Consider the following 15,709-nt stretch of genomic DNA (forward strand, 5'->3'; position numbering starts at 1 on the left):
TCGGTCGATCTGGCAGGGTGGACGAGGAGCAGGAGAAGCGGCAGGGCGGAGATGGGCGCGTGGCTGGGTGGAGCGCGATGGCGGGTACGCACGACTTCGTCGTGGCCGACGAGGCGGTGGCGCGGGCGCTCGCCGGGCGACTCGCGGAGTACGGGTTCCCCCGGGTTCTCGCCCGTCCGCATCCGGATGGTGGCTGGCTGGTGATGGCGCTCGACGCGGGGCCCTACCCGGTCGACACCGTGGGACACCGGCAGATCGCGGCGGTGCGCAGGGAAGCCTTGGCGATCGCGCGGACGTACGGTGGCCGACCCAGCGGCGGCAGCCAGTTCGACGTCAGCCAGGCGGCCGAGCATCGCAGATGGACGGCCCCTGTCGAGGTGAGGGGGACGAAGGCGCGTCCGCCGGTTCCCGAGGTCACCGTCGTTCCTGCGCCACCTCGGCGACAGCTGGCGCTCACACCGGATCACGCCACCCCGGGGACCGTGGAACCGGCCGGTCTCGACGACGTGCCGTGGGGGGAACTGGGGCACGCGCACGGGTCCGCCGCCGACGTCCCCGGCCTGCTGCGTGAGCTGGCGGACGGCACGGAGGAGTGGGACGAGGTCCTCGACGAGTTGTTCGGCGACAACCTGCTGCACCAGGGCGACTGCTACGAGGCCACCGCCCCCGCGCTGCCGTTCCTCACCGAGTTGATCGTCGCCGACGTGGTGCCCGCACGGCGGCGCCGGGAGCTCTACCTGTGGCTGGTGGTCGCCGGTGGCCGCCGCAACGACAACCTGGTCGCGTTCGCGGACCTCGCGCTGGACGAGGAGGAGCCGCTCCGGACGGGGGCGTGGACCGAGGAGGTGTTCAGGACCGTCGGTGACCAGGTCCCGGTGCTGCTGGATCGGTGGGAGGTCGAGCCGCCGGGGATCCGGTTCGTGCTCGCCGTCCTCGCCGCGCAGCATCCCGGGCACGGCGTACGGGTCGCCGACCGGATCGCCGCGATGGCCGCCGAACTCGACGGCACGCAGCAGGGGGCGTATCTGAGGCTCGCGGTGGAACTCGTACGCGGGCGCGACGAGCGGGCGCTGGCCCTCGCCTCCGAGATCATCGGCTGGGAGGACCGTCTGAGGCCCGAGTGGCTGGAGGCTCCGGGGGTGCCCGACGGCATCAAGGCGGCGCACGTGCTGGCCGAGGGCGTGCTCTGCACGATCGAATGAATGACGCGGATCGTTCTGATGCGAACGGCGTCTTGAAGGCCGTCTCTCTCAGCCCTCTTCGGAGGAGGGGGCGGCGGGCGGGCTCTGGGGCGAACGGGGTTCTTTTGCGGTAGGACTGTCGATCAACGTTCGATCGACAGGAGTGGGTGGACATGGGAAAGGGAATCGCTCGATTAGAGATCGGGCTGATCGTGGCGGGGCTGGTCGCGATCGCGGTTCTTCGGCCGCACGGGTTGTGGGGGGACGGCGGGGTTCGGTATCTCAATCTCACCGAGTTGTTGACGACCGGTGAGGTGTCTGACGGTAAGTATTCGCTGATCGGTCCGTTGTTGTCGGCCCCGATGTGGTTGGCCGGTCAGTTGGTGGGCGCGCGGGAGGCGTGGGTCGCGCACTACAACGGCGTGGTTCTCGCGCTGGGTCTGCTGGCCTTCTATTGGATGCTGCGCGACAGGATGCCTCGCGAGGTGCTGCGTACGTTCCTGTTGTTGCTGGTCTTCGCCTCGATGTTCGCCAAGCACGTCACCCTTTACTACGGTGAGGTGTTCACGGCCGTCCTGGTCGCGGTCGGGACCATCGTGGTGGTCACCGGGCGTCGCGGTGGCTGGGTGGCGGTCGTCACGGGTGTGGCCAATACGCCTGCCGCGCTGGTCGGCCTGGGGTTGCTGGCGCTGCGGCGGGCGTGGGACACCCGGCGGGCATGGTGTCTGCTGGTGGTCTTCGCGGCGGGTGCCGTCGTGATGGCCGAGGCGTGGATACGGCGCGGCAGTCCGTTCCGCACGGGATATGAGAGCGGGAACCAGGACCACCACACGGTCATGCCGTATTCGGGAGGGGAGGGGTTCAGCTATCCACTGGTCTTCGGGTTGCTGTCGCTGCTGCTGTCGTTCGGCAAGGGGCTCGTCTTCTTCGCGCCCGCCTTCTTCCTGCCGGTGCGCGAGAGGTTGAAGGATCTGCGCGCCCGTGCCGATCTGGGCGCGCTCTACGGCATGTGGATGGCTTTCACCGTTGGGCTGATCCTGCTTTACGCGCACTACTGGGCCTGGACGGGGGCGCATTTCTGGGGGCCGCGCTATCTTCTGTTCGCCTCCCTTCCCGCCTGCCTGGTGTTGGCGGTCCGGATGCACCGGCCCTACGAGTCCCTTCTTCCCAACGTGCTCACCTTGGTGGCTCTCGCGCTGTCGGTCTGGGTGGGGGTGAGCGGGGCCGTGTTCGGTGACAGCGCGGCGACGCCGGCCGGTTGCCTGGTCGACGGGCCCAGGTACGAGGCGCCGCTGTGCTACTACACCCCGGAGTTCAGCGCGCTGTGGTACCCGTTCGTCGAGCCGCCCACCATGGACGCGGCCCAACTGGCCTACCTGGTCTTCGGGCTGGGCGCCGGGGCGTATTTGCTGGCGCGCCCGGCGCTCGTCGTGTTCCGTCAGGTGTCCGCACGGGTGGCGGCTGTGCGGTTCACGCCCGATCGCGGGCTCTGATGGGCGGGGCCGTGCGCTGGTTCTCGTCAGCCGGTCGCACGTTGTACGGTGCGGTGGAGGAAGGCGGGTGGCGAAATGGCGGATGAGCAGATCACGACCATCCACAAATGTCACTTGTGCAAGCGGACCTTCGGCCTCACGCCCGCGAAGGCCATGACGATCATGACGGTCATGATGGACCCCGAGACCAATCTTCCGCTGGGTATGACGGTGTCGGGGGTGCTTCGCGAGCCGACGCCGGAGGCCGCCGCCAGAGCGGTCGAGGCGTACGTCTGCTCCGACTGCGTCGACCGGGTCAAGCAGCTCAAGGAGTTCATGGATCGGCCCGTCGGGCGGTTCGGGACCTGGCGGTGACAGAGCCCCTGGTCGGCCCCTCTTCTCCGAGGTTCGCGACGAAGAGGGGCCCGGGTCGGGTCTACGGCTGCAGGACCGAGAGGATGTTGCCCGACGGGTCGGTGAACCAGGCGATGGGCGGGCCGCCGTCGCCCCTGGCCACGCCCCGTTCGTCCTGCTCGAAGCCCTCGTAGCGCAGGAAGCGCACCCCTCGCGCCGCCAGGTCGTCCACGGCCCGGTCGATGTCCTCCACCGGGAAGTTGAGGATCGTGAAGGTGGCCGGGACATGGCTGTCGCCCTTGGGGTAGGCCAGGACCTCCGTGCCGCCGCCGAGGTGCAGCGTCAGCAGCCCGTGCTCCTCCGTGACCCGGATGCCCAGGGTCTCGCCGTAGAACTGCTTCGCGGCCCCGGTGTCGTTCACCGAGAACCCACTGAACGCCTTCGCTGTGCCGAGCATCGCTACATCCCCCTGCGGTGTTGCTCGCTGAGCTGAATGATCTGTACGTAGTTCCCGTCCGGGTCGATCGCGGTCGCGAACAGGCTGCCGTCGCGGTCTTCCAGCGGGGCCAGCCACCGCGTGCCCGCCTGGTCCATCCGGGTGGCGACGGCCCGAGCGTCCTCGACGTCGAAGTTCAGTATCACCCTGCCGGGCTCCGGGTTCTTGTCGGCCACGTCCGCCCGCGTGTCGATGAACAGGAAGAACTCCCCGAACTTGAGCACCCGGTAGCCGTTGACATCGGCGTCCTCCTGCGGGTCGAGCGCGGAGACGTACCAGGTGCGCAGCCGCCGGGGATCGGTGCTGGACAGCAGCAGGCTGCCCAGGACGGGTCGTTTCATCGCGAAATCCTTTCTCTCGTCGATGTGCAGACCCGCCCTCCGGCGAAAACTCATCGGACCGGGGCAAAAGCGAGCGCGGCGCGCCCCGGGGGAAAGGGCACGCCGCGCCGTCACTGCGGAAGGTCAGCCGGTCGTGAGCGTGAGCCCGTACACGCTCAGGATCTCGTTGACCGGCTGGTGGTACGTGGTGCCGCCGACGGTGCAGTTGCCCGAGCCGCCGGAGGTCACGCCCTGGGCCTGGCTGCCGGAGATGAACGAGCCGCCGGAGTCGCCCGGCTGCGCGCACGCGCTCGTCCTGGTCAGGCCGCTGACGGTGCCCTGCGGGTAGGTGACGCTGGCGTTGTGCTGCTGGATGGTGCCGCAGCGCCAGCCGGTGGTCGAACCGGAGCGGCAGATGGACGAGCCGACCGCGGCCTGCGTGGAGCCGCGTACGGTCACGTTCGCGCCGCCCGAGCCGCGCACGTACGGCGTGACGGTGTTGCCGGGAGCGGCGACCCAGGCGTAGTCGTTGCCGGGGAACGACGAGCCCTGGAAGGTGCCCGTCGGGCTGGTCGTACCGGAGCCGGCCCGGCCGCAGTGGCCCGCGGTGACGAAGCCGGGAGTGCTGCCCCTGGTCACGGAGAAGCCGACGCTGCACCGGGAGGAGCCGATGTAGTACGCGGCCCCGCCGATGATGTTGATGAACGTCGTCGGCCGCTCGGCCGTCGCCGCCACGGTGATCGCGTTCCTGTCGACGCCGGCGGCCGCGACGAGGGACTCCGCGGCCTCGACCGTGGGCGCCTGGACGGAGACGGTGTTGGTGGTCACGTCGGCGTACCAGAGGGCGGCGCCGGACTTGGCCTTCTTCGGGGCCTGGTCGAGCTGCTGCATGATGCCGTTGAGCTGGGCCAGCGAACGCTGCACGACCACGGGCTGCGCGCCCTGCGCCTCGATGGCCTTGGTGGTCGCCGGGTCCGTGGTGGCGACCGAGAGCTTGGACGCGTCCGCGTTCAGCCAGGCGCCGCCGAACGAACCGCCCAGTGCGGTGGTCAGGTTCGACTCGACGGCCGCGGCGCGCTCCTCGTTGGCCAGGCGGGCGATGGCCTGCGCCTCGGTGAGGCCGAGATCGCGCTCGAGCGCGTCGATCATGGAGGGGGGTGCTGGGGAGGCGGATTGAGGTGCCGGGTCAGCCGCTGCTGCCGCTGGGCTCAGGGGGGTGGCCAGGCAGACGGCGAGGATCACGCCGCCTGCCACCGCAGAGCGTTTACTCAACATGTGCACTCCTCGGGTGGGGGTGCTGTCAAGTTAACGGCTGGTAGGGATCCTGCTTAGATACCAATCGGGCTCTATTTCGGTGTTATGGGTGCCTTTCGGTCATAAATCCGGATGGGTAATGGCCAGCCGTAAAGACGAACGTCCTGATGGGTGGCCGGGCACCGGGCGGTGGGAGTCAGCCGGTGCTCCGCTGCAACGGCCGCGTCCGGGCCGTCAGCAGGGCGATCAGCACGTACGGCAGCGTCAACAGCGCGAACGTCACCCCGTGCGAGGCGTACGGCGAGGCCGCCCCGTAGGCGGCGTAGACCCCGAGCGTCACCACGTTGGTGCCCAGCCCGGCGACCGAGGTCACGGTGGCCCGCGCCGGCCCGGTGATGCGCTCCTGGAGACGTACGCCGGCCAGCACCCCGGCCAACTGGAACGCCCCGAAGGCCAGGGCGATCAGCACGAACCCGGCCGGGTGACCGCTGATCGCCCCCGCGGCCATGACGAGCGCCGCCAGCCCCAGCATCAGGGCGTACGGGCGGGCGGGCAGGCGCTCGGCGGCCCCCGCCAGCAGGCCGCCCCCGGTGGCGCCGACCCAGACGAGCAGGATCAGCAGCGGGATGAACGTCTGCGCCACGCCCATCTCGGCTCCCAGGAACGGGACGTACTCCTCCAGCGCCCCCCAGATCGCCGTCACGAACGCGACCAGCAGCACAGCGTGCGTGACGCCCCGGTCGGCGCGCGCCTGCGTGATCCCCTCCTTCAGAACCGACAGGTAACGCCGATCATCGGAGGCGGCGCGCGTCCGGTGCTCGGGGAGCGTCAGGGCCGTGGCCGCGCACAGGACGCAGGCCAGCACGCTGGCCGTGGCCACCGCGGGATAGCCGCCGGTCGCGAAGACGGGGACGGCCAGGCCGATCGCCGCCGCGTTCGCGACGAGACCGAGGGCGCTCGCCCGGCCCATGACCGTCGCGTACCGTCCGGCCTGGCCGCGCCGTTCCAGCTCCTCGTACGCCAGCGCCTCGTAGGCGCCGGACACCAGCGCACCCTGCGCGCCCCACAGCACGAACCCGGCCGCGAAGACCCAGTAGGAGGGGAAGAGCACCCACAACGCGAAGCCCAGAGCGGCCAGCAGCGGGCCGAGGCACAACAGCAGCCGTCTGGACACGGTGTCGGCCCAGGCGCCGGAGGGGATCTCCAGCAGCGTGCCCGTGACCGACCAGATGACGAACAGGGACGACGCCTGGGCGACGGAGAGCCCGGTATCGGTGAACAACAGCGCGTACACCGGGTAGATCAGGATGAATTCACCGAGGAACGCATAGGCGTACAACGATGCGATGAGCATGGGGCCTTCCAGGGGAGAGACGAACGGGGGACTCCGAGTGCTCGCCGCCTCGGAGGCCCGCGCGCCCCGCGCCGGCCCCTGGTTATGGATCAATGTCGCCAGGTCATGCCGAGGATTCTAGGCGGCGAACGCCTTCGACGCACTCAGGAAAAGACCGGCGCACGCTCGTGCTCGGCCGCCCGGGCACGCTCCGGCCTGAGCTACGCTGCCGGACGTGGCGCAGGCACTATGTGTGGTGGTCCGATATCGCAAGGCGGTGACGTACGGCGTGCACGCGCTGCTCGCCGCCCTGGAGACCGCGGGGGTCGAGCACGAGCTGCGGCTCGGCACCACCCCCGAGGAGAGCGCGGGGCACATCGCGGCCACCGGCGCCGACCGGGTGCTGACGCTCTGGTCGTTCTACTCGCCCGACGCCGAGGCCATGGCCGCCGAACTGGCCGCGGTCAGGTCGCTCAGCGGCGGGCGCGGGCTGCACATCGCCGGAGGCGTGCACGCCACGGCCGAGCCCCAGCAGGTCATCGACGCGGGCTGGGACCTGGCGGGCATCGGCGAGGGCGAGTCCACGATCATCTCCCTCGTCCGGGCGCTCCAGCGGGACGAGCCGCTCACCTCCGTGCCGGGGCTGGCGGTCAAGGACGCCGACGGCGTCGCCCTGCGCACCAGGCCAGCGCCGCAGCTCCCGCTCGACGCGTTCCCCTCCTTCGCGGGCAGGAACGGGCCGATCGAGATCACCCGGGGCTGCCGGTACACGTGCCGCTTCTGTCAGACGCCGTTCATGTTCGGCGGGCAGTTCCGGCACCGGTCGGTGGCGAGCGTACGCGCGCACGTGCGCGAGATGGCCGGCCGGGGGATGCGCGACGTGCGGTTCATCACGCCCACCTCGCTCTCGTACGGCTCGCCCGGCCCCGATCCCGACCTCGACGCGGTCGAGGAGCTGCTGGCGGGGGTCGAGGAGGAGCTGCCGCCGCACGGGCGGATCTTCTTCGGCAGCTTTCCCTCCGAGGTGCGCCCCGAGCACGTCACGGTTGAGGCGATGCGGCTGCTCAAACGGTACGTCGCCAACGACAACCTGATCATCGGGGCGCAGTCGGGGTCGGACCGGGTGCTGGCCGCGTCGGGGCGGGGGCACGACACCTCACCCGTACGCGATGCCGTCAGGATCGCGGCAGAACACGGCTTCCGGCCCAACGTCGACTTCATCTTCGGGATGCCGGGGGAGTCGCAGGAGGATCAGGAGCAGTCGCTCCGCCTCGCCGCCGACCTGGCCGACCTCGGCGCCCGCATCCACACCCACACGTTCATGCCGCTGCCGGGCACGCCGTGGCGCGACGCGGAGCCGGCCTTCATCCCGCTGTCCACGATGAGCGAGCTCGACCGGCTGGCCCAGCGGGGCGACGCCTACGGGCACTGGCGCAAGCAGGCCGAGCACGCGGCCCGGCTGGCCGAGACGGCCAAGGCGTACCCGCGCCGCACCCGCCGCCGCCGGGCCACCTGAGCCCCCCACCTGAGCCCCTGGGACAGGTCAGTCGTCGCGAGGGCCGTCGGGGTCCTCCAGGGAGTCCAGGACGCGTTCGAAGGCATCGCTGAGCGGCCGCAGCGCCTGCGAGAAGGCGTTGACCAACGGGCCGAAGATCTCGCTCACCTCGGTCATGAGGTCGGTGTCCTTGGCCTCGGGAGGCGCCCAGCGCATGGCGTCCGCGCTCAGCGTCTCCCACTCCTCGACGACGCCGTCGATCGCGTCGACCACGTGATCAGGATCGCTTGGCATGGCCGTTCTCCGTGAAGTCTGTGGAAGTCAGCCGTGAAACGGGGCCCTCCGCAGGGGAGGGCCGACACTTCCACGGTACGTCAGGCGGGGGTCGACACGCCCACGCCGCCCCGGGTCTGTGCGCCGTAGCGCTGCTTGTCGGCGTTCAGGTCGAGGGGGCGGATGGCGGCGCGGCCGGCGATGATCTCCTCGGTGAGCAGCGTGGCCGGTACCAGCCACGACACCTCGAACTCCAGCCCGTCGGGGTCGCGCGCGTAGAGGGCCTTGGTCGTGCTGTGGTCGGACGAGCCCACCAGCGCGCCCAGCTCGGCCAGCTTGGCCTGCACGCGCTCCAGCTCCGCCAGGGTGTCGACCTCCCAGGCCAGGTGGTAGAGCCCGACGGAGGTGCGCCCGGCGGGCGAGGGGGCCGCGTGCTCGCCGATCTGGAACAGGCCGAGGTCGTGGTCGTTCGACGAGTCGGGGGCCTGGAGGAAGGCGGCGCCCTGCATGCCCATGACGACCTCGAACCCGAGGGCCTCGCGGTAGAAGGCGACGCTGCGCTCCACGTCGCGGACGTAGAGGACCGCGTGGTTGAGCCGCTGGACCGGCATGGTTCGCCCCTTTCGGCAGAGTTCGAGGTTAAGCATATGAGCGTTCAACTAAATTGAGAGGGTGGCCCGATGACTGGACGCGTGCCGGAGTCGGTTCGACGTCCTCACTCCCGAGCGGGTGCGGCGGTTGGCCGAGATTTGCGCGGACGTCAGGGACACGTTGGAGGGGTAGCGAGAAAAGTGTCGTTCGCAGGCCGTAGCGTTCTCCCCGGTACCCGACCGAGGAGAGGCCGATGCACGACACCGAAGAGGCGCTGTTCAGGGCTGTTCACGGGATCGCGGGGCGGTTCGCCGGCCAGCCTGTCCCCGTGGTGATGGACGCTTTGCTGCGCCACCTGCCCAAGGCTCCCGGCCTCGAGGTGACGGAGATCAGGAAGATCGCCGAGGAGATCAGCGTGGGGCGTGACCCCTCGGGGTTGTGAAACGACCGCTTGTGGACATCCGGTCGTCAGGGGAGCATCGAGCCATGCGCGCGCCAACCCCTGACGATCGCTCCACGCGAGGGTCGTGGACGGTCGGTTTCCCCCATTCCCCCCAGCTCGCGCTGGAGCACGTGTTAGGAGTTCACGGGTGACGCTGGTCGCTGGGGTCGATTCCTCCACGCAGAGTTGCAAGGTCGTCATTCGTGACGCGCGGACGGGCGAGCTGGTGCGGCAGGGCAGGGCCGCGCATCCGGCGGGCACCGAGGTGCACCCCTCCCACTGGTGGACCGCGCTGCTGCGGGCCCTCGACGAGGCCGGCGGGCTCGACGGCGTGTCCGCCGTCAGCGTCGCCGGGCAGCAGCACGGCATGGTCTGCCTCGACGAGTCGGGAGCGGTCGTCCGTGACGCCCTGCTGTGGAACGACACCCGCTCCGCCCAGGCCGCCACCGACCTGATCGCCGAGCTGGGCGGGCCGCGGGCGTGGGCCGAGGGCGTGGGACTGGTGCCGGTCGCCTCGTTCACGGTGACCAAGCTGCGCTGGCTGGCCGAGCACGAGCCCGGCAACGCGCGCCGCACGGCCGCCGTGTGCCTGCCGCACGACTGGCTCACGTGGCGGCTGTCGGGCGCGCTCGGCTCCGGCCTCCCCTTCGACGTGGCGGCCTGGGAGAGCGCGCCGCTGCCGCCGCTGTCCCTGCTGACCACCGACCGGGGCGACGCCTCGGGCACCGGCTACTGGTCGCCGGCCACCGGCGCCTACCGTACAGATCTGCTCAAGGCGGCCTTCGGCGCGGTCCCGCTGCTGCCCAGGGTGCTCGGGCCCGCCGAGCCCGCCACCGAGGGCCCGGTGCTGATCGGGCCGGGCACCGGCGACAACATGGCCGCCGCGCTGGGCGTGGGCGCCAGGTCCGGTGACGTCGTGGTGTCGCTGGGGACGTCCGGCACGGTGTTCGCGGTCGCGGAGGCGCCCAGCGCCGATCCCACGGGCGTGGTAGCGGGCTTCGCCGACGCCACGGGGCGCTTCCTGCCGCTGGTGTGCACGCTCAACGCGGCCCGGGTCCTGGACGCCGCCGCCCGCATCGTCGGGGTGGGGCTCGACGAGCTGAGCACCCTGGCCCTGCGGGCGCCCGCGGGGGCCGACGGGCTGACGCTGGTGCCGTACCTGGAGGGTGAGCGCACCCCCAACCGGCCCACGGCCACCGGTTCCGTGCACGGGCTGACGCTGGCCACCTCGACCCCGGCCCATCTGGCGCGGGCGGCCGTCGAGGGCATGCTGTGCGGCCTGGCCGACGCGCTGGACGCGCTGGCCCTGCGGCCTGAGCGGGTGCTGCTGATCGGCGGGGCGGCCCGCTCCGAGGCGGTCCGGCGGATCGCGCCCACCGTCTTCGGCGGGCCGATCACGGTGCCGCCGCCCGCCGAGTACGTCGCCGACGGCGCCGCGTACCAGGCGGCGACGCTGGTGACCCGGCCCGAGTGGCGTTCTGGCGACGTGGAGACGTACGAGGGGGCGGCGGTGCCCGCCATCCGCGCCCGCTACGCGCGCGCCACCGAGCACGTCCTCGACTGAACCCGCTCGCGCGCCCCTGAGCACCCCGGCCCTTGGGCGCGCGGGCCCCAAGGGTACGGGCCCCCCAGGGTCGGTAGGGGACGGGGGTCAGGGTCGGGTCAGGGACGTATCGGGGCAGGAGCCGGATGCCGGGCACCCCGTACGACGGCGAGAGTATCCCCATGACCGCGGCAGCCAAGAGGCTCTCCCCCTACATCGCCTGCGCGTCGATCCTGTTCGCAGTGATCGCCGTGGTGGTGGGCCAGTTCGACCCTGACCCTCACCTCGATCCCTTGAACATCACCATCAGCGAGTACGCCGTGTCCGACCGCGGGGGCGTCACGGAGGTCGCGATGGCGGTGCTCGGGATCGGTTCGCTGGTGTTGCTGGTGGGGCTGCGGGTCGCGGGGGCGCCCGTACGGGGCTGGCCGGAGCGGTTGCTGATGGTGTGGTCGGGCGCCCTGGTGGTGGCCGCGGTGGTCCCGACCACGCCCATCGGCCACGACCTCGACCTGGCGGCCCAGATCCACCGGTACGCCTCGATCGCCGCCTTCGTGAGCCTGCCCGCGGCCGGTGCGCTGATGGTCCCGCGACTGGCTGCGGACGCGGACTGGAAGCCCGTGGCGCGGGTCGTCGAGTGGGTGGCGCTGGCCGGGGGGTTCGGGCTGCTGGCGATCACGTACGTGGCCCTGCCGGGCGACCGGGTGCTGATCGGGCTCGTCGAGCGGGTGCTGCTGGGCGCCGAGGTGGCGCTGCTGTCGGTGCTGGCGGCCTGGCTGGTACGGCTGGCCTGGCGGCGGAGCACCCCAGAGGTCGCAAATTTCCCGACATATCACAGATTTATCGCCAGTCGATCTTAAAAACATCTGTTTCGGTGCTATTCTCTCCGCGATCTTCTATCCGGGAGCAGGTACCATGGCATCGGGCAGATCCATCAGATTCAAGATCTCGACGCTGCTCGTCATCCCTTTGGCCTCCCTGATCGCGCTCTGGGGCTTCGCCGCGAGCACCACCACGGGGGAGGCTCTCAACCTGCTCAAGGTCGAGACCATCTGGACCGGCATCATCAACAATGCCGACGCTCTGATCTCCGACCTGCAGACCGAGCGCCTGGCCTCGGCCGAGCGGCTCGCCGGCACCGCGAAGGACTCCGGCGCCCTGGCCAAGGCACGCGGCGAGGTCGACGCCGACAACCAGACCCTGCGCAGGAACGCGACGTCCGAGGAGACCCGGGCGGTGCTCACCGCCGACATGGAGTCCCAGCTCCAGACGGTCTTCGAGGCGATCGACCGGCTGCAGGACATCCGGCGCAAGGTGGACGAGCGCCAGCTCACCCCCGGCGGCCTGGTCACCGAGTACGCCAAGATCCCCGACGAGATCCACCTCCTGTACTCCCGGCTGGTGGTCAGCACCGACCTGGATCTGTCGCTCCAGGCGCAGGGCCTGATCGCCGCCGACGAGGTACGCGAGCTGCTGGCCCGCGAGCACGCCATCGTCATCGCCTCCAACGGCCGGGCGGACATGCGTGACATGCACCTGCTGGCCGGCATCGACGGCTCCAGGACCTACCTGTTCCCCAAGGCCCTGGCCAACCTCGACACCGAGCTGCGGGCCCCGTTCGAGAAGCTGTACTACTCGCCCCGCTACGTCACCATGGAGAACCTCCTGGAGTCGTACATCAGCGGGCGGCCGCTGGACCTGGACCTCTGGCACGGCATCGCCGACCAGGTGCAGAAGGAGTACCGCGAGGCCGTCTGGAGCACCGGCGACAAGCTGCTGGCCAGGATGGAGCCCGCGGGCACGGCGGTCATCGTGCAGGCCGCGGTCACCGGGGTGCTCGGCCTGGTCGCGGTCGTGTTCTCCGTCGTCGTCTCGATCCGGGTCGGCCGCCGGCTCACCCGCGAGATGGGGGCGCTGCGCCGTACCGCGCTCGACCTGGCCGAGATCCGGCTGCCCGACGTCGTCGCCAAGCTGCGCAAGGGCGAGAGCGTGGACATCGCGGCCGAGGCGCCGCCCATCACCGTCGGCCGGCGCTCGACGAGCGAGGTCGGCGACCTCGCCGCGGCGTTCGACAGCGTGCAGCGCACGGCCGTGGACGCGGCCGTCGGGCAGGCCAGGCTGCGCGAGGGCGTCTCGGAGGCGCTGCGCAACCTGGCCCGGCGCAGCCAGTCGCTGTTGCAGCGCCAGCTCAAGCTGCTCGACGAGATGCAGCATCAGACCGAGGAGCCCGAGGCGCTGGAGCGGCTGTTCAAGCTCGACCACCTGACCACCCGCATGCGCCGCCACGCCGAGGGCCTGGTGCTGCTCTCGGGCGGTTCCGCGGGCCGCAGGTGGCGCGCCGCCATCCCGGTCGAGGACGTGCTCAGCGGCGCCTCGGCCCAGGTCGAGGAGTACACCCGGGTCCGCGTCTACCCGATGCCCGAGTGCGGCGTGTCGGGCTCGGCGGTGGCCGACCTCATGCACCTGTTCGCCGAGCTGATCGAGAACGCGACCACCTTCTCCTCGCCCGGCAACGAGGTCTCCGTGCGCGGCGAGATGGTCGGCAAGGGCTTCGCCGTCGAGATCGAGGACCGCGGCCTGGGCATGGACGAGTCCACGCGCAGGGCCCTCAACGAGCGCCTGGCCAGCCCGCCGGACTTCGACCCCGCGCAGACCGAACGGCTGGGCCTGGCGGTGATCGGCATGCTCGCCGCCAGGCACGACGTCAAGGTCACGCTCAAGCCCTCCCCGTACGGGGGCACCACCGCCATCGTGCTCGTGCCGGCCTCGCTGATCGAGCCCATGACGGCCCCGATGCAGGCGGTGGAGTTCGAGTCCGTCTCCGTCTCGGTCATGCGGACGGACCGGCAGGAGACCACGGAGCCCGGCGAGCTGCCGCGCCGGGTCCGTACCAGCAAGCGGGCCGCCAACGGCGACGGCCATGGCGGCGCGACGGGCCTCGCTGCCCTGCCGCAGCAGGCGGGCTCCACGGACGAAGCGGCGCCACGGCAACTGCCGCGCCCCGAGCGGCCGACCGCCCTGCCGCAGCGCGAGCGGTCCACGGGCCTGCCGCAGCGAAACAGGACGAGCGCTCTGCCGCAGACGCTCAACCAGGCGCCGACCCCCGCCTCACCGGTCGAGGAGCGTTCACCAGAGGAGACCAGGGCGCTGCTCTCCTCGCTCCAGTCCGGCTGGCAGCGCGGTCGGCAGGACAGTGATCAGGATGGGGGAGCTCAATCGTGAGTCGCGAGCACGAGTGGGTCGACGAGGAGGCCGGGCCCGTCGTGCGGCCGTACGCGGTCGCGCGCGGACGCACCAGGTCCGCCTCCTCAGAGGTCGACCTGCTGGCGACCGTCGTCCCGACGGGGGTGCCCGCCCCGGCCAAGGCCGAGCTGAGCGCTCAGCACCGGCGGCTGTTGACCGGGCTGGCGGGGCAGGGCAGGCCGGTCGCCGAGCTGGCCGGGGAGCTCGGCCTGCCCGTCGGCGTCGTACGCGTGCTGCTGGGAGACCTGCTGGAGCACGGCCTGGTGACGGTGCGCCCGCCGCGAGACAAGGCCGCCGCCCCGTCGGAGAGCCTGCTCCGCGAGGTGATCAACGGCCTACGGGCGCTCTGACCCGTGCGCTGTCAGCTCTGACCCGTGACGCGGTCAGTTCGCGGAGGTGAGCGTCCGGAGGGAGTGCTCGACCAGCGTGATCATGACCTCCTTGGCCGACGTGCGCCGCCGCACGTCACAGAGCATGACCGGCACGTCGTCGTCCAGGTCGAGCGCGACGCGCACGTCGTCGATGCTGTGCCGCTCCGCGCCGTCGAAGCAGTTGACGGCCACCACGAACGGCGTGCCGCGCTGCTCGAAGTAGTCGACGGACGGGAAGCAGTCGGTCAGCCGCCGGGTGTCGGCGATCACGACCGCGCCCAGCGCGCCGTAGGACAGCTCGTCCCACATGAACCAGAACCGCTCCTGCCCAGGCGTGCCGAACAGGTAGACGACCAGCCCCTCGCGGATCGTGATGCGGCCGAAGTCCATCGCCACGGTGGTGGTGGTCTTGGACTCGACCCCGTCGATGTCGTCGACGCCGATACCGCGGTCGGAGAGCACCTCTTCCGTGCGCAGCGGCTTGATCTCGCTGATCGCCCCGACCAGGGTGGTCTTGCCGACGCCGAACCCCCCCGCGACCAAGATCTTGAGCGCGACGGGGTCCTCAGAGAGCACGGAGTCCATTGATCACTTCCTTGAGAATGCGCTCATTCGACCGCGACCCTCCGGCGGAGGGCGACGTCACCGAGATGAGGCCGTGGTCACGCATGTCACCGAGCAGCACCCGGACGACACCGACGGGCAGGTCGAGCTCGACGGCGAGGTCGGCCACCGAGATCGGACTACGGGCTGCCCGCAGGATGAGTTGTTGTTCCGGCCCCGATCCGTCACCGGGCTCGCCGATGGCGCGCACGGAGGCCACGAGGTCGAACGCGTCTCCGGAGGAACGCGTGCGACCGCGGATCAGAGCATAAGGCCGGACGACGGGTCCCGCCTCCTCATCGAACCACTGCGGGCTATCGCTCATGACGCCCCAGCGCGCGGATTGGTGGAGATGTGCTGGCCCACCCGCTTGACCAGCATCGCCATTTCGTAGGCGATCTGGCCGACGTCCACGTTCGCCTCGGCGATCACGGCCAGGCAGGTGCCCTGGCCCGCAGCGGTGACGAACAGGAACGCCGACTCCATTTCCACAATGGTCTGGCGTACGTCGCCGCCGCCGAAATGACGGCCGGTGCCGCGCGCCAGGCTCTGGAACCCGGCCGCCACCGCGGAAAGGTGCTCGGCGTCCTCCCTGCTCAGACCCTTGGAATAGCCCACCGCCAGGCCGTCGGTCGACAAGATGACCGCCTGGCGCACCGCCGAGACCCTGCCGGCAAGGTCGTCCAGCAGCCAGTTCAGCTCACCGGTGTTGGTGGTCGGCGCACTCATGCATCCCCC

18 protein-coding genes are annotated in these 15,709 nt (G+C 70.9%); 9 read left to right on the forward strand and 9 right to left on the reverse strand.

Going from position 1 to position 15,709, the window contains the following annotated elements:
• Positions 1-77 precede the first annotated feature (77 nt).
• From ABD844_RS28850 to ABD844_RS28860, 3 genes are all read left to right on the forward strand, one after another.
• Positions 78-1,202: a hypothetical protein gene (locus tag ABD844_RS28850; protein ID WP_344884806.1), complete on the forward strand. Its 1,125-nt coding sequence runs from the start codon at positions 78-80 to the stop codon at positions 1,200-1,202.
• 152 nt (positions 1,203-1,354) lie between these two features.
• A complete protein-coding gene (locus ABD844_RS28855) occupies positions 1,355-2,674 on the forward strand; it encodes a hypothetical protein (protein ID WP_344884809.1) in 1,320 nt (439 codons plus the stop codon).
• 114 nt (positions 2,675-2,788) lie between these two features.
• Positions 2,789-3,028 (forward strand): hypothetical protein, encoded by a 240-nt coding sequence (locus tag ABD844_RS28860; RefSeq protein WP_344884812.1) that lies wholly within the window; start codon positions 2,789-2,791, stop codon positions 3,026-3,028.
• A 61-nt stretch (positions 3,029-3,089) separates the two neighbouring features.
• Here the strand turns inward: ABD844_RS28860 and ABD844_RS28865 are convergent, their stop codons facing one another.
• The 4 genes from ABD844_RS28865 to ABD844_RS28880 form a co-directional block, all read right to left on the reverse strand.
• Entirely contained in the window at positions 3,090-3,464 is a 375-nt protein-coding gene (locus ABD844_RS28865; protein ID WP_344884815.1) for a VOC family protein, read from the reverse strand.
• Between the two features lie 2 nt (positions 3,465-3,466).
• Entirely contained in the window at positions 3,467-3,844 is a 378-nt protein-coding gene (locus tag ABD844_RS28870) for a VOC family protein (RefSeq protein ID WP_344884818.1), read from the reverse strand.
• Between the two features lie 123 nt (positions 3,845-3,967).
• Positions 3,968-4,972 (reverse strand): S1 family peptidase, encoded by a 1,005-nt coding sequence (locus tag ABD844_RS28875; RefSeq protein ID WP_344884821.1) that lies wholly within the window; start codon positions 4,970-4,972, stop codon positions 3,968-3,970.
• 301 nt (positions 4,973-5,273) lie between these two features.
• Positions 5,274-6,431 carry an MFS transporter gene (locus ABD844_RS28880; RefSeq protein ID WP_344884824.1) on the reverse strand — a complete coding sequence of 386 codons (1,158 nt, stop codon included), beginning with the start codon at positions 6,429-6,431 and terminating at the stop codon, positions 5,274-5,276.
• Positions 6,432-6,645: 214 nt separating this feature from the next.
• Between ABD844_RS28880 and ABD844_RS28885 the strand changes: the two genes are divergently transcribed.
• Entirely contained in the window at positions 6,646-7,926 is a 1,281-nt protein-coding gene (locus tag ABD844_RS28885) for a TIGR04013 family B12-binding domain/radical SAM domain-containing protein (RefSeq protein WP_344884827.1), read from the forward strand.
• A 27-nt stretch (positions 7,927-7,953) separates the two neighbouring features.
• On the opposite strand, the gene ABD844_RS28890 is transcribed toward ABD844_RS28885, so the two are convergent.
• Together ABD844_RS28890 and ABD844_RS28895 are read right to left on the reverse strand one after the other, a co-directional pair.
• Entirely contained in the window at positions 7,954-8,199 is a 246-nt protein-coding gene (locus ABD844_RS28890; protein ID WP_344884830.1) for a hypothetical protein, read from the reverse strand.
• An 80-nt stretch (positions 8,200-8,279) separates the two neighbouring features.
• Entirely contained in the window at positions 8,280-8,789 is a 510-nt protein-coding gene (locus ABD844_RS28895) for a VOC family protein (protein WP_344884833.1), read from the reverse strand.
• A 233-nt stretch (positions 8,790-9,022) separates the two neighbouring features.
• Between ABD844_RS28895 and ABD844_RS28900 the strand changes: the two genes are divergently transcribed.
• The 5 genes from ABD844_RS28900 (at position 9,023) to ABD844_RS28920 (ending at position 14,347) form a co-directional block, all read left to right on the forward strand.
• The gene (locus ABD844_RS28900) at positions 9,023-9,211 is read left to right on the forward strand and encodes a hypothetical protein (protein ID WP_138690643.1); all 189 of its coding nucleotides are present in this window, start codon (positions 9,023-9,025) and stop codon (positions 9,209-9,211) included.
• A gap of 148 nt (positions 9,212-9,359) precedes the next feature.
• Positions 9,360-10,775: a xylulokinase gene (locus ABD844_RS28905; RefSeq protein WP_344884840.1), complete on the forward strand. Its 1,416-nt coding sequence runs from the start codon at positions 9,360-9,362 to the stop codon at positions 10,773-10,775.
• 161 nt (positions 10,776-10,936) lie between these two features.
• The gene (locus ABD844_RS28910) at positions 10,937-11,614 is read left to right on the forward strand and encodes a DUF998 domain-containing protein (protein WP_344884844.1); all 678 of its coding nucleotides are present in this window, start codon (positions 10,937-10,939) and stop codon (positions 11,612-11,614) included.
• 55 nt (positions 11,615-11,669) lie between these two features.
• A complete protein-coding gene (locus ABD844_RS28915; protein ID WP_344884847.1) occupies positions 11,670-13,976 on the forward strand; it encodes a sensor histidine kinase in 2,307 nt (768 codons plus the stop codon).
• Entirely contained in the window at positions 13,973-14,347 is a 375-nt protein-coding gene (locus ABD844_RS28920) for a DUF742 domain-containing protein (protein ID WP_344884850.1), read from the forward strand. Before ABD844_RS28915 ends, ABD844_RS28920 begins: the two co-directional genes overlap by 4 nt.
• Before the next feature lie 33 nt (positions 14,348-14,380).
• On the opposite strand, the gene ABD844_RS28925 is transcribed toward ABD844_RS28920, so the two are convergent.
• Genes ABD844_RS28925 through ABD844_RS28935 form a run of 3 tightly spaced genes read right to left on the reverse strand, consistent with a single transcriptional unit; the run spans position 14,381 to position 15,700 of the window.
• The gene (locus ABD844_RS28925) at positions 14,381-14,953 is read right to left on the reverse strand and encodes a GTP-binding protein (protein WP_344884853.1); all 573 of its coding nucleotides are present in this window, start codon (positions 14,951-14,953) and stop codon (positions 14,381-14,383) included.
• A complete protein-coding gene (locus ABD844_RS28930) occupies positions 14,934-15,296 on the reverse strand; it encodes a DUF742 domain-containing protein (RefSeq protein ID WP_344884856.1) in 363 nt (120 codons plus the stop codon). The genes ABD844_RS28925 and ABD844_RS28930 overlap by 20 nt, the downstream gene beginning before the upstream one ends.
• Complete coding sequence (locus tag ABD844_RS28935) at positions 15,293-15,700, reverse strand: roadblock/LC7 domain-containing protein (protein ID WP_344884859.1); 408 nt, start codon at positions 15,698-15,700, stop codon at positions 15,293-15,295. The genes ABD844_RS28930 and ABD844_RS28935 overlap by 4 nt, the downstream gene beginning before the upstream one ends.
• Positions 15,701-15,709: the final 9 nt, after the last annotated feature.

Origin of the sequence: Nonomuraea antimicrobica, assembly GCF_039536965.1 — a bacterium.
Taxonomy (GTDB): Bacteria; Actinomycetota; Actinomycetes; order Streptosporangiales; family Streptosporangiaceae; genus Nonomuraea; species Nonomuraea antimicrobica.